The 13,065-nt window shown below is 54.4% G+C and carries 12 protein-coding genes; 1 reads left to right on the forward strand and 11 read right to left on the reverse strand.

The window, feature by feature from the left end; translation table 11 throughout:
• Nucleotides 1-80: 80 nt before the first annotated feature.
• From ugpB to livK, 6 genes are all read right to left on the reverse strand, one after another.
• Nucleotides 81-1,397 carry a sn-glycerol-3-phosphate ABC transporter substrate-binding protein UgpB gene (gene ugpB / locus RW65_RS15930; RefSeq protein ID WP_039057765.1) on the reverse strand — a complete coding sequence of 439 codons (1,317 nt, stop codon included), beginning with the start codon at nt 1,395-1,397 and terminating at the stop codon, nt 81-83.
• Between the two features lie 217 nt (nt 1,398-1,614).
• Nucleotides 1,615-2,328 (reverse strand): high-affinity branched-chain amino acid ABC transporter ATP-binding protein LivF, encoded by a 714-nt coding sequence (gene livF / locus RW65_RS15935; protein WP_039057766.1) that lies wholly within the window; start codon nt 2,326-2,328, stop codon nt 1,615-1,617.
• Nucleotide 2,329: 1 nt separating this feature from the next.
• Nucleotides 2,330-3,097 (reverse strand): high-affinity branched-chain amino acid ABC transporter ATP-binding protein LivG, encoded by a 768-nt coding sequence (gene livG, locus RW65_RS15940; protein ID WP_039057767.1) that lies wholly within the window; start codon nt 3,095-3,097, stop codon nt 2,330-2,332.
• Nucleotides 3,094-4,371, reverse strand: a complete 1,278-nt coding sequence (locus RW65_RS15945) for a high-affinity branched-chain amino acid ABC transporter permease LivM (protein ID WP_039057768.1) — start codon at nt 4,369-4,371, stop codon at nt 3,094-3,096. Before RW65_RS15945 ends, livG begins: the two co-directional genes overlap by 4 nt.
• Nucleotides 4,368-5,294: a high-affinity branched-chain amino acid ABC transporter permease LivH gene (gene livH / locus RW65_RS15950; RefSeq protein WP_039057769.1), complete on the reverse strand. Its 927-nt coding sequence runs from the start codon at nt 5,292-5,294 to the stop codon at nt 4,368-4,370. The genes RW65_RS15945 and livH overlap by 4 nt, the downstream gene beginning before the upstream one ends.
• Nucleotides 5,295-5,348: 54 nt before the next feature.
• Entirely contained in the window at nt 5,349-6,458 is a 1,110-nt protein-coding gene (gene livK, locus RW65_RS15955; protein WP_039057770.1) for a high-affinity branched-chain amino acid ABC transporter substrate-binding protein LivK, read from the reverse strand.
• 487 nt (nt 6,459-6,945) lie between these two features.
• Between livK and panM the strand changes: the two genes are divergently transcribed.
• On the forward strand, nt 6,946-7,329 hold the full coding sequence (panM, locus tag RW65_RS15960; RefSeq protein WP_039057872.1) for an aspartate 1-decarboxylase autocleavage activator PanM: 384 nt from the start codon (nt 6,946-6,948) through the stop codon (nt 7,327-7,329).
• Between the two features lie 91 nt (nt 7,330-7,420).
• Here the strand turns inward: panM and RW65_RS15965 are convergent, their stop codons facing one another.
• The 5 genes from RW65_RS15965 to ftsE all read right to left on the reverse strand — a co-directional run bounded on the left by RW65_RS15965 (nt 7,421) and on the right by ftsE (nt 13,064).
• Nucleotides 7,421-8,524 carry a branched-chain amino acid ABC transporter substrate-binding protein gene (locus RW65_RS15965; protein ID WP_156124013.1) on the reverse strand — a complete coding sequence of 368 codons (1,104 nt, stop codon included), beginning with the start codon at nt 8,522-8,524 and terminating at the stop codon, nt 7,421-7,423.
• A 218-nt stretch (nt 8,525-8,742) separates the two neighbouring features.
• Nucleotides 8,743-10,008 (reverse strand): 4-aminobutyrate--2-oxoglutarate transaminase, encoded by a 1,266-nt coding sequence (locus tag RW65_RS15970; protein ID WP_039057772.1) that lies wholly within the window; start codon nt 10,006-10,008, stop codon nt 8,743-8,745.
• 211 nt (nt 10,009-10,219) lie between these two features.
• Entirely contained in the window at nt 10,220-11,077 is an 858-nt protein-coding gene (gene rpoH, locus RW65_RS15975; RefSeq protein ID WP_039057773.1) for an RNA polymerase sigma factor RpoH, read from the reverse strand.
• A gap of 267 nt (nt 11,078-11,344) precedes the next feature.
• Nucleotides 11,345-12,403 (reverse strand): permease-like cell division protein FtsX, encoded by a 1,059-nt coding sequence (gene ftsX / locus RW65_RS15980; protein WP_039057774.1) that lies wholly within the window; start codon nt 12,401-12,403, stop codon nt 11,345-11,347.
• Nucleotides 12,396-13,064, reverse strand: a complete 669-nt coding sequence (gene ftsE / locus RW65_RS15985; RefSeq protein WP_039057775.1) for a cell division ATP-binding protein FtsE — start codon at nt 13,062-13,064, stop codon at nt 12,396-12,398. The genes ftsX and ftsE overlap by 8 nt, the downstream gene beginning before the upstream one ends.
• Between the last annotated feature and the right edge of the window lies 1 nt (nt 13,065).

Genomic DNA, 13,065 nt, shown 5'->3' on the forward strand with positions numbered 1-13,065 from the left:
ATGGAAAGCAACAGCCTGGCATTAACCAGGCCGAAGACATCTGCCGGATAAGGGGGCTTATCCGGCATACATTCACAAAATCAAGACTTGGTAGACTGCTCGAAGCGGCGCAGCAGCTGATTGCCACGCTCAACAGCGGAATCCAGCGCCTGCTGCGGCGTTTTCTTCCCGGTCCAGACGCTTTCCAGCTCTTCGTCAACAATGGTACGAATCTGCGGCATATTGCCCAGACGCAGCCCTTTGGTGAACGGCAACGGCGGCTTGTTCAGCATTTGACGCGTGGCGATATCGGCACCGGGGTTCTTCTCATAGAAACCCTGCTGGCGCGTCATATCGTAAGCGGCTTTGGTGATCGGCAAATAGCCTGTTTTCTGATGCCATTCGGCTGCGTTTTCCGGTTTCGCCAGGAAGTCGAGGAACTGGGCTACACCTTTGTAAGTCGCCTCGTCTTTGCCCTGCATAACCCACAGGCTGGCACCGCCGATAATGGCGTTCTGCGGCGCGCCTTTGACGTTAGCGTCGTACGGCATCATCCCTACGCCGTAGTTGAATTTGGCATACTGGCGGATAGAGGCCAACGAGCCGGAAGAGGCGGTGGTGATAGCGCAGTCGCCGTTATAGAACTTCTCGGTGGACTCATCTTTACGGCCGAAGTAGCTGAAATCGCCCTTCTTGTTGAGTTCTTGCAGCATGGCGATATGTTTCACCTGCTCCGGCTTATTAAATTCCAGTACCGCATCGGTACCGTCAAAGCCGTTGTTTTTCGTCGCTACCGGCAGACCGTGCCAGGCGCTAAAGTTTTCAATCTGGATCCAGCCCTGCCAGCCGCTGGCGTAACCGCATTTCATTCCGGCAGCTTTCAGCTTCGCGGTATATGCGGCCAGGTCCTGCCAGGTTTTTGGCGGTTGTTCCGGATCTAAACCGGCTTTTTTGAAGGCATCTTTGTTGTAATAGAGCACCGGCGTGGAGCTGTTAAAGGGCTGAGAGAGTAAATGGCCCGATTTAGCGTCGGTGTAGTAACCAGAGACGGTCGGCACAAACTGGCCTTCATCAAAGTTGATGCCCGCATCTTTAAATACCTGATAGACCGGTTTGATTGCCTTCGAGGCCATCATGGTAGCGGTGCCTACTTCATAAACCTGCAGAATAGCCGGTGCGTTACCGGTACGGAACGCGGCAATACCCGCGCTCAGGTTCTGCTCATAGTTACCTTTGTACACCGGTTCGATTTTGTAATCCGGGTGGGTTTCATTGAAACGTTGCGCCAGGGAGTCAACTTCTTTACCTAACTCCCCTTCCATCGAATGCCAGAACGGAATGGTGGTTGCGGCCATGGCGTTGCCTGCAAAGACTAACCCCATCGCCAGAGCCAAAGCTGTATGTCGTAACGTTGTCATTGTTCTCTCTCTTGTTATGCGGAATGCGCGTTTTCACGCTTTTTGTGCTCGCGAGGTAACATGACATGCGCGAATTACAGAAAAATAACTGTTTGATTACAAATAAATGACAGCCAGGCGTCAGGGATATGTCGGCAGGATGATAGAAGCGTGAAGGAAAGATGGCGGTATCTACAAAAAAGGAGCCAAAAGGCTCCTTCGTTTCGTTGAAAAAGAGTTAACCGCCTAAATAAGCGCTGCGTACCGCTTCATTAGCCAGCAAGGCGTCACCGGTGTCTTCCAGCACCACATGGCCGTTCTCCAGCACATAGCCGCGATCGGCGAGCTTCAGCGCCTGGTTGGCGTTTTGTTCCACCAGGAAGATGGTCATCCCCTCTTTGCGCAGCTGCTCGATGGTGTCGAAGATTTGCTGAATAATAATCGGTGCCAGGCCCAGCGACGGCTCATCGAGCAGTAATAAACGCGGCTGGCTCATTAAGGCACGGCCAATCGCCAGCATCTGCTGCTCACCGCCCGACATGGTACCTGCACGCTGGATACGACGTTCATGCAGACGCGGAAACAGTTCATACACTCTTTCGATGCGGGTTTGATACTGCGCGCGGTCGGCAAAAAATCCGCCCATCGCCAGGTTCTCTTCAACGGTCATACGCGAAAAGACGCGACGGCCTTCCGGTACAATCGCCACGGCTTCGCGCATGATCTTCGCCGTCTGCCAGTCGGTAATATCTTTGCCATCGAATACCACTCGCCCGCTGCTGGCACGCGGATCGCCGCACAGGGTGCCGAGCAGCGTGGTTTTCCCCGCGCCGTTGGCACCAATCAGGGTGACAATTTCACCCTGGTTAATATGCAGGCTGACATCATGCAGCGCCTGGATTTTGCCGTAGTGAGCGCTAACTTTGTCAAAAGATAACATCGCTTTTTCCATCTTATGCCTCACCCAGGTATGCACGGATCACGTCCGGGTTGTTACGAATCTCTTCCGGCGTACCGTTCGCCAGCGGCGTGCCCTGGTTCACCACGTAAATGCGGTCGGAAATGCCCATCACCAGTTTCATATCGTGCTCAATCAGCAAAATGGTGGTGTTGTGATGATTACGCAGTTCGACAATTAGCTCGTCGAGCTCTTTGGTCTCTTTCGGGTTAAGACCGGCGGCCGGTTCATCCAGCATCAGAATCTCCGGCTGCGTCACCATGCAGCGAACAATCTCCAGACGGCGCTGATCGCCATACGCCAGATTACTGGCCTGGCGGTTAGCGTGCGCTAACAAACCGATACGTTCCAGCCAGGTAGCGGCGCGATCCAGCGCTTCACTCTGCGCCCGGCGAAACGCCGGAGTTTTTAAAAGTCCGGAGAAAACACCGCTTTTCAACTGCTGATGTTGCGCCACCAGCAGGTTTTCGATCACCGTCATTTCGCGGAACAGACGCACGTGCTGAAAAGTACGCACCACGCCCATGCGCGCGATTTGCTGCCCCGGCAGCCCTTCCAGATGTTGGTCGCGCAGCATAATGGTGCCACCCGTCGGTTTATAAAAACCCGTCAGGCAGTTAAACACGGTGGTTTTGCCCGCACCGTTCGGACCAATCAGCGAGACAATTTCCTGAGGGCGCAGCTCCAGGGAGACATTATTTACCGCCAGCAGACCGCCAAAGCGCATCATCAGGCCGTTTACGGATAACAGTGGCTGACTCATGCCTGCTCTCCTTTCGCTTGCCCGTTTTTCAATTTCAACTGCGGACGGGTCATTGGCAGCAAGCCCTGCGGACGCCAGATCATCATCAGTACCATCAAACCACCCAGCATCAACATGCTGTATTCATTAAAGTCACGCATCAGCTCACGGGAGACCACCAGCAGGATAGCCGCGAGGATCACCGCAAACTGCGAACCCATTCCGCCCAGCACCACAATCGCCAGCACAAACGCCGATTCGGCGAAGGTAAAGGATTCCGGGCTAACAAAACCCTGGCGCGCGGCAAACAGCGTTCCGGCAAAGCCGGCAAAGGCGGCACTGATAGTAAACGCCGTCAGCTTAATACGCGTTGGGTTGAGACCCAGCGAGCGGCAGGCAATTTCATCTTCACGCAGCGCTTCCCACGCGCGCCCCAACGGCATACGCAGCAGGCGGTTGATCACAAATAGCGTCAGCACCACCAGCAGTAATGCCACCAGGTAGAGGAACACCACGCGGTCGCCAGGATCGTAAGCGACGTGGAAGAAGTTGCTGAAGGTATCCCAGCCCCCTTCACGGGCGGTACGGCTGAACTCCAGACCGAACAGCGTCGGTTTCGGGATCTGGCTAATGCCGTTCGGACCGCCGGTGATCTCGGTATTATTCAGCAGCAGGATGCGTACAATCTCACCGAAGCCCAGCGTCACAATCGCCAGATAGTCACCGCGCAGGCGCAGGACCGGAAAGCCGAGCAGGAAACCGGCGGCGGCGGAAACCAGCCCCGCCAGCGGCAGGCAGGTCCAGAAACCGAGGCCGTAATAGTGATTTAACAGTGCGAAAGTGTAAGCACCAATGGCGTAAAAACCGCCGTAGCCGAGCACCAGCAGACCCGAAAGCCCGACCACCACATTCAGCCCGAGGCCGAGAATGATATAAATCATCGTCATGGTGGCAATATCCACCGTGCCGCGCGACACAACAAACGGCCACGCCACGGCAATGACCAGCAGCGCCAGCAGAAAGAGCTTCTGCTTCAGGGTTGAACCATCAATCGCCGGCAGCACGAATTTTGGCCCGGAAACCCCTTTCAGGCTCTTCTGGAAAACAGGCCGCATCAGCTGGAAGAAGAACACCACCGCCGTACCGACATAGATCCACTGCCAGCGAATATCCGCCGCGGTATCGACCACCAGTTTGGTGCCGTTAAGCTGCAATTGAACGCCCATAAAGACGGCCGCCAGCACGAAGAACATCGCCGCAGACAGCAGCGCCATGGCAAAATGCATCGGTTTCATACTTTTTCAACCTCCGGACGGCCGAGAATGCCGGTCGGCATCACCAGCAGTACGCCAATCAACAGCGCGAACGACACCACATCTTTATATTCGGTGCTCAGGTACGCCGAAGAGAGGGATTCAGCCACGCCCAGAATCAGGCCGCCGATCATCGCGCCAGGAATGCTGCCGATACCGCCCAGCACCGCGGCGGTAAACGCCTTCATCCCGGCCATAAAACCGATATAGGGGTTAATAACGCCGTAGAACTGGCCGAGCAGCACGCCCGCCACCGCCGCCATCGCCGCGCCAATCACAAAGGTCAGAGCGATAACACGATCGGTATTGATGCCCAACAGGCTCGCCATTTTCAGATCTTCTGCGCAGGCGCGACAGGCGCGCCCCATGCGGGAGTACCGGATAAACAGCGTTAACGCCAGCATGGCCACCAGGGTCACAATCCAGATAACCAGCTGCATGGTAGTAATGGCGGCGGAGAAGTTTTCACTGCTGCCGACAGTCCATTGACCGTTAAACAGACTCGGCAACGCCACATCTCGCGACCCTTCCGTCAGGCTGACGTAGTTTTGCAGGAAGATAGACATACCGATGGCGGAAATCAGCGCAATCAGGCGCTTGGAGTTGCGTACCGGCCGATAAGCCACCCGCTCAATGCTCCAGCCGTAGGCGCTGGCAATAATTATGGCACCCACGAAACCGGCGGCGACCAGCAGCCAGCTTGAGTCGATGCCCATCATCATCAGGGCGGCGATAATCATAAAGGAGACATAGCTACCGATCATGTAGACCTCGCCGTGGGCGAAGTTGATCATGCCGATAATGCCGTAAACCATGGTGTAACCAATGGCGATCAAGGCGTAGGTGCTTCCCAGCGTGACGCCGTTAAACATCTGCTGCACAAAATAAAGAAACTGCTCGGACATAACGTAACCTTCTAAATTCTCTTTAAACTTTTCGCCCAAAGAGAGGGATGACAGTTATTTCGCCACGGACGACGAACCATCGGCGTGCCATTGAAAGACACCAAATTCAAATCCTTTCAGATCGCCTTTTTCATCCCAGTTCAGCGGCCCAATCACGGTTTTAGCCCCGTTGGCTTTTAAATCTTTTATCAGCGCCAGCGGTTCACGTTCACCAGTGCGTTCCAGCGCCGTCGCCAGCGACTGCACAGCAGCGTAGGTTATCCAGACATACGGGCCGCTCGGATCCTTTTTCTGCGCTTTCAGGGCGTTGACAATGCTCTGGTTCGCCGGATCCTGGTCATACCGTTTCGGTAACGTCACCAGCATGCCTTCCGCCGCATTGCCCGCAATGTTTGACAGCGACGCATTACCCACGCCTTCGGGTCCCATAAACTGGATTTTCAGGCCGATGGCGCGCGCCTGGCGCAGTAGCTGTCCCATTTCCGGGTAGTAACCCCCGTAGTAGACAAAGTCGATTTTCTCTTTTTGCAGACGTGATACCAGCGCAGCAAAGTCTTTCTCACCGGCGGTGATAGCGTTGAAGAAAACCACGTTTGCACCGCCCGCCTTCAGCCCTTCCTGCACGGCGCGGGCGAGACCTTCGCCGTACTGCTGCTTATCGTGAATGATGGCGATGCGCTGCGGTTTGACGTTGTTAAGGATGTATTTCGCGGCGGTCGGCCCTTGAGCAGAGTCCAGCCCGGCGGTACGCATAATGTACTGATAGCCGCGCTGGGTCAGTTCGGGGTTGGTGGCGCCAGGCGTTATCATCAGAACGCCTTCTTCTTCGTAGATATCGGATGCCGGCTGTGTCGATGATGAGCAAAGATGGCCAATCACATATTTCACGCCGTCATTGGCGATTTTGTTCGCCACCGCAACGGCCTGGTTGGGATCGCAGGCGTCGCCATACTCCACGGCGACCAGTTTGTCGCCCTTGATGCCGCCTTTCGCGTTGATATCCTGGATAGCCTGTCGCGCGCCGTTGAACTCCATATCACCCCAATGGGCAACCGGACCGGACATCGCACCGACAACCGCCACCTTAATATCCTTCGCCAGGGCCGCGTGAGACATCGCAAGGGCAACCATTCCCGCGATTAAGGTCTTCACGTTCCTTTTCATTGCTGTAGATCCCCATTCGTGATGTCGTGTTGATACTTTCTGCTTCAGGTAACAGATATCAAAGCATCATGTTCCCGAATTATTCATGTAATAATTTTGTTTTATAATGGTTAAAAAGCATTCTGTACTATTAATCGACAATGCTATTTTTACCAGTGCCTTTAAGGGCTTAGCGCGATTTTTTCGCAAAAACCATACTAAAACCTCTATTTTTCAGGCGATTAAGCAGAGATAATATTCTGTATTCTTGCCGAGATAAACAAATAAAAGCCCCGCCTGTAGCATAAAATCATGGCACATAAAGCGGAATAAATCCCTGGCAGTCAGGTTAAAATCCTGGGTGTTTTTCGATCTTCAATGTTTCCCGCTGCCCCAGCGACCTCGGCAAAATTATTCACCTGTTGAATGAAAAATAAAAATCCCTTGTTTGCTGGCAGGAGAAAGTGTTTACACTCACCCTACATTTTGCCTTTTGGACAAGCAGTACATGAAATTGACTATCATCCGACTGGAGACATTCACCGGGCAGGATCATATTGATTTAGCGAAAGTCTGGCCGGAATATTCGTCCGCTTCTCTCGAGGTGGATGAGACGCACCGTATCTATGCGGCGCGCTTTAACGATCGCTTGCTCGCCGCCGTGCGCGTCACGCTACGCGGTTGCGAAGGTGCGCTGGATTCTCTGCGCGTACGCGATATCACTCGCCGCCGCGGCGTAGGCCAATATCTGGTGGAAGAGGTGATGCGCGATAACCCCTCTGTCACCAGTTGGTGGATCAGCGATGTGGGTGTTGAAGACCGCAGCGTAATGGCCGCGTTTACCCAGGCGCTGGGTTTTACCGCCCAGCAAAACGGGTGGGAAAAACGCTAAAAAAATGCCGGATAGCGCGTGCGTATCCGGCAGAGAATGGGTGACTGGCTAACCTTTGTCGCCTCGCAGGGAGGCGACGGTCAGTTCAGGATCACTTGGCGTCGGTGGCTGTACCGTTGGCGTGCCAGGTAAAGACACCAAACTCAAAGCCTTTCAGATCGCCCTTCTCATCCCATGACAGCGGCCCCATAACGGTATCCACTGAGTGACCTTTCAGGTAAGTTGCGATCTCGGACGGCTCAGCCGACTGATTCAGGCCCGCAGCTAGTGATTGCAGCGCGGCATAAGTGGTCCAGACGAATGCGCCGCTTGGATCCTGTTTCTTGCCTTTGATCGCATCGACAATCGGTTTGTTCACTGGCAGCTGATCGTAGTTTTTCGGTTTAGTGACCAGCATACCTTCGGCGGAATCACCAGCGATGTTAGACAGCGAGACGTTCGCTACGCCTTCCGGCCCCATAAATTTGGTTTTCAGGCCAGCGGCGCGGGACTGACGCAGGATCTGCCCCATTTCCGGGTGGTAACCACCGTAATATACAAAATCGATATTCTCTTTTTTCAGGCGCGCAACCAGCGTGGAGAAGTCTTTCTCACCGGCGGTGATACCGTCAAAGAAGACCACGTTCGCGCCGCCTTTTTTCAGACCATCCTGCACCGCGCGCGCCAGACCTTCGCCATACTGCTGCTTATCATGAATCACGGCGATACGCTGCGGCTTCACTTTTTCCAGAATGTATTTTGCCGCCGTCGGGCCCTGATCGGAGTCCAGACCGGTTGTGCGCATCGTCAGTTTGTAGCCGCGCGCCGTCAGTTCAGGCGCCGTCGCCGCAGGCGTGATCATCAAAATGCCTTCGTCTTCATAGATATCAGACGCGGGCTGAGTCGAAGAGGAGCAGAGGTGACCGATAACGTATTTAATGCCGTCGTTGACCACTTTGTTGGCGACCGCTACCGCTTGTTTCGGGTCGCAGGCATCGTCATATTTTACCGCAACCAGTTTGTCGCCCTTAATTCCACCTTTGGCGTTGATATCGGCAATGGCCTGTTCCGCGCCGGTAAATTCCTGGTCGCCGTACTGCGCAACCGGACCGGACATCGCACCGACAACGGCAACTTTAATATCTTTGGCGAATGCCACGTTGCTCATTGCTAACGCAATACATCCTGCCAGTAACGCTTTGCCCTTCATTTTCATCCTGAGTTTCCCCATTGTTATGGTTATTGCATTTGTTGTGATGTTGTTATGTGGCACATTGTCTCGCTTATTAAGATAAGCAAAGAATATGATAGTCGTTTTTAGCGCTTTTGCCCGTGCCTGAGCAGCATACTCTGCTAAAACATACCCCATTTTTCACATTTGGGAATAACAATTTTGCAGGTTGTGTGTAAGCCGCCTATAAGGCGGCTGAATGATTAGCGGGTCAGCGACTGGGCGATAATGTCCAGCGCTTTACGGAACTGAACTTCTGGAATAGTCAGTGGATACAGAAAACGGATGACGTTACCGTAAACGCCGCAGCTCAATAACAGCAAACCGGCGGCCAGTGCTTTATCTTGAACCTGACGAGTAAACTCTGGCGAAGGGGCGCCGGTTTGCGGATCGGTAAACTCGACCGCCACCATCGAGCCCTGGGCGCGTATATCGGCGATCGCAGGGCACTGCGCTTTTGCGCGGTTCAGCACTTCCACCAGATGCTGACCCAGATGGTTGGCGCGTTCACAGAGATTTTCCTCTTCAATCACATCCAGCACCGCATGGGCGGCCGCGATCGCCAGCGGGTTACCCGCATAGGTTCCGCCTAAACCACCTGGCGCGGGGGCATCCATCACTTCCGCACGCCCGCTTACTGCAGAGAGCGGCAATCCACCGGCGAGGCTTTTCGCCATGGTGATAAGATCCGGTTTCGCATCGTAATATTCGCTGGCGAAGAGCTTACCGGTGCGGGCAAAACCACTCTGTACCTCATCGGCAATCAGCAAAATTCCGTGGTTATCACATAGCTTGCGCAGAGCCTGCATAAAATCATTCGGTGCGATATTAAAGCCGCCTTCGCCCTGCACCGGCTCCAGCAGGATCGCCGCGACCTGATCGGGGGCGATATCCGCTTTGAAGATGCGCTCGAGGCTTTTTAGCGCCTCTGCGGTGCTCACACCGTGCAGTTCATTCGGGTATTGCGCGTGATAGATCGAACCGGGGAACGGGCCAAAGCCAATTTTGTAGGGCGCGACTTTGCCGGTGAGGGCCATGGTCATATAAGTGCGGCCATGAAAACCGCCGCCAAAGGTGATAATTCCCGGCCGTTTGGTGTAAGCGCGGGCAATTTTAACGGCATTCTCTACCGCTTCCGCCCCCGTAGAGAAAAAGGCCGTTTTCGCCGGGCCAGCGATGGGCACGCGTTCATTGATGCGTTCCGCCAAAGCGACATAACTTTCATAAGGAACGATTTGATAAGCGGTGTGCGTAAATGCCTGCAGCTGTTTTTCTACCGCCGCCATCACTTTCGGATGACGATGACCGGTATTTAGCACCGCGATCCCGGCGGCAAAGTCGATCACTTCATTGCCTTCTACATCCCACAGCGTGGCGTTTTCTGCCTTTTCAGCGTAAAAATCGCACATGACGCCAATTCCGCGCGGCGTCGCCTGTAAACGGCGCTGATTTAATTCGTTATTCTTCACCTTGCTTGCCCCCTGTCAGTAAATGTCCGCTTACCAAGTATATAGCGCCTTTGATAAAGCGATGTTTTAACCGCTCTTGCGTAAGCGAAGGGAGAGCTTCCCGGCACGGATGGGAGAGACGTTGAGGGGGGGATAAAACCAGAGTAGGAAATTCAGACAGTAAAAAGCCGGGCGAGGCTTGCGCCGACCCGGCTTTTTCACTGCATTGCGCTTAGGCTTCGATAGCGGCGCGCAGTTTTTTCATCGCGTTCTTTTCAAGCTGACGCACGCGCTCTGCGGAAACGCCGTAACGATCGGCCAGTTCCTGCAGCGTGGTCTTATTATCTTCGTCCAGCCAGCGGGCACGAATAATGTGCTGGCTGCGCTCGTCAAGACCCTGCATCGCATCCGTCAGTTTGTTGGCGGCCTGCTCTTCCCAGTTATCATCTTCAATGCCGTCGGCAAAGTTAGACGATTTATCCTGCAGATAGAGCACCGGAGCCATCGGTTGGCTGTCCTGCGCATCATCATCCGACGTCATATCGAATGTCATATCCTGCGCCGCCATACGCGATTCCATTTCACGCACATCTTTGCTGGTTACGCCGAGTTCACGGGCCACCATTTCCACTTCGTCCTGGTTGAACCAACCCAGACGCTGTTTAGCTTTGCGCAGATTAAAGAACAGCTTGCGCTGAGCTTTGGTGGTCGCGACTTTCACGATGCGCCAGTTGCGCAGTACATACTCGTGGATCTCAGCTTTGATCCAGTGCACGGCGAAAGAGACCAGGCGAACACCGACTTCAGGGTTGAAGCGGCGTACGGCTTTCATCAGGCCGATATTACCTTCCTGGATAAGATCCGCCTGCGGCAGACCATAGCCCGAGTAGTTACGAGCAATATGAACAACAAAGCGCAGGTGAGACAGAATCAGCTTTTTCGCTGCTTCCAGATCGCCCTGGTAATGCAGCTTTTCAGCCAGTGCCCGCTCTTCATCAGCCGTCAACATCGGCCATGCGTTCGCAGCCCGGACGTAAGATTCCAGGTTACCAACAGGGGCTAAAGCTAAAGTTTGCATTTCTTTGGTCATTCAAATCCTCTCAATTCACTTTTCAGCTGGCGGCGGCTTGTCCCCATCAGGCAACAAACATGCCAGCGATTTTGAGCAACGAGAATAGCATCCACTCTTTTATCAGACAGTGATTTTATCCACAAGTTCCTTGCGGGTCTGTGAATAAATTACGCACAAAATGTGACACAAGAATGATAAACCGGCGCAAGGAGTGGCAGAAGTGATTTTATGCTTCCCTGCAGCGTGAATATTTCACGTGCAGGGAAGGATTATATCAGAGATTTTTTAGTCCGGAGTAAAGTGACGTAAATGTTGCACCGTCGCCAGCCAGGCGGCAAGCCAGCCAATCATCGAGCACACCAGCAGCAGTAACAGGCACTCATCAAAGGAGAGGCCGCTCAGCTCGAACTGTGTGCCGAAAACTTTCGCCACTTCGGTGACCGCCGAGGATAAACGCATCACTAAAATTTCAGATAAAATTAGCGATAAAAACGCGCCGGAAAAACCGAGCAGCGCGCCACCGTACAGGAAAGGTCGCAGGATAAAACCGTCCGTCGCGCCAATCAGTTTCTGTACGTTGATGGAATCACGGCGGGCGAAAATACTCAGCCTTACGCTGTTGCCAATCACCAGGAACACCGCTGCCACCATCAGCACGCCGATCATTGCCGCCACGCGCCCGACCAGCCCGGTCAGCGACGCCAGCCGCGCAAACCAGCTGTCATCCATTCGCACCTCATCAATGCCCTGCAGATGTGAGATGCGATCGCGCAAGGTATTCAGGGAATCGGTGCTCTGGAAATCCAGCTTCGGCACCACCACCGCCACGGCGGGCAGCGGGTTCTCTTCCAGCATATCCAGCGCGCCGCCAAAACCGGACCAGTTACGGAACTCGCCCAACGCATCCTCGCGCGACAGATAATTGACCTTTTCCACACCCTGTTCGGACTGCAGTTGTCCCACCACCTGTTGCGCGGCGTTGTCATCCAGCGCTTTGTCGAAATAGACGGTTATCTGCGGCGAAGGGTAATACTGCGACGCCGCCTGGTTAACGTTTTTGTAGACCATATAGCAGACGCTGGGCAGCGTCAGGGAGATGGCAATTACCATCACCGTCAGAAACGTCGCCAGCGGTTTGCTTTTCAGATCCTGCACCGCGCCGTGCCAGGCGTAGCGCACCTGTTCATTAAACACGTTGCTTTTACGCGAGGGTGCTTTCGCCGCCGCTTTACCGCGACGCGGCGCGCTGCGGTTACCGTCACCAGAAGGCGAAGAGGATTTACGAAAGCGATCCAGCCTGCTGCCAAACTGCCGAATATGATTCATTGCGTCGCGTTTATTCACCCGCCTGGCCTCCATACAAATGGCCGTCGCTCAGGGTCAGCATGCGGTACGAACGACGGGAAATCAGCCCTAAGTCGTGCGTTGCCATCAGCACCGTTACCCCCACGCGGTTAAATTCCTCAAACAGACGCAGAATCCCTTCAGACAGCGCTTCATCCAGATTCCCGGTCGGTTCATCTGCCAGCAGCACGGCGGGTTTGTTGACCACCGCACGGGCAATCCCCACACGCTGCTGTTCACCGCCGGAGAGCTGAATCGGGAAGCTTCTCGCTTTGTCGAGCAGCCCGACTTTATCCAGCGCCGCCGAAACACGACGGCGAATATCATCCCCGCTGGCTCCCGCAATGATCAGCGGGATCGCCACGTTATCGAACACGGTACGATCCATCAGCAGATGGTGATCCTGGAAAATCATGCCGATCTGACGGCGCAAAAACGGGACTTCCCGGTTTTTCAAACGGGAAATATCGTGGCCGCCGAAGTGGATTTTCCCGGCGCTCGGCCGCTCAATACCACAGATAAGCTTCAGCAGGGTACTTTTCCCCGCACCGGAATGCCCGGTCAGAAATGCCATCTCGCCCTGCCGCAGGTGAAACGTCACCCCCTGCAGCGCTTGTCTCCCACCGAGATAGGCTTTGCTGACGTGTTCAAAGCGAATCATT

Origin of the sequence: Enterobacter sp. Bisph1, assembly GCF_000814905.1 — a bacterium.
Taxonomy (GTDB): Bacteria; Pseudomonadota; Gammaproteobacteria; order Enterobacterales; family Enterobacteriaceae; genus Kosakonia.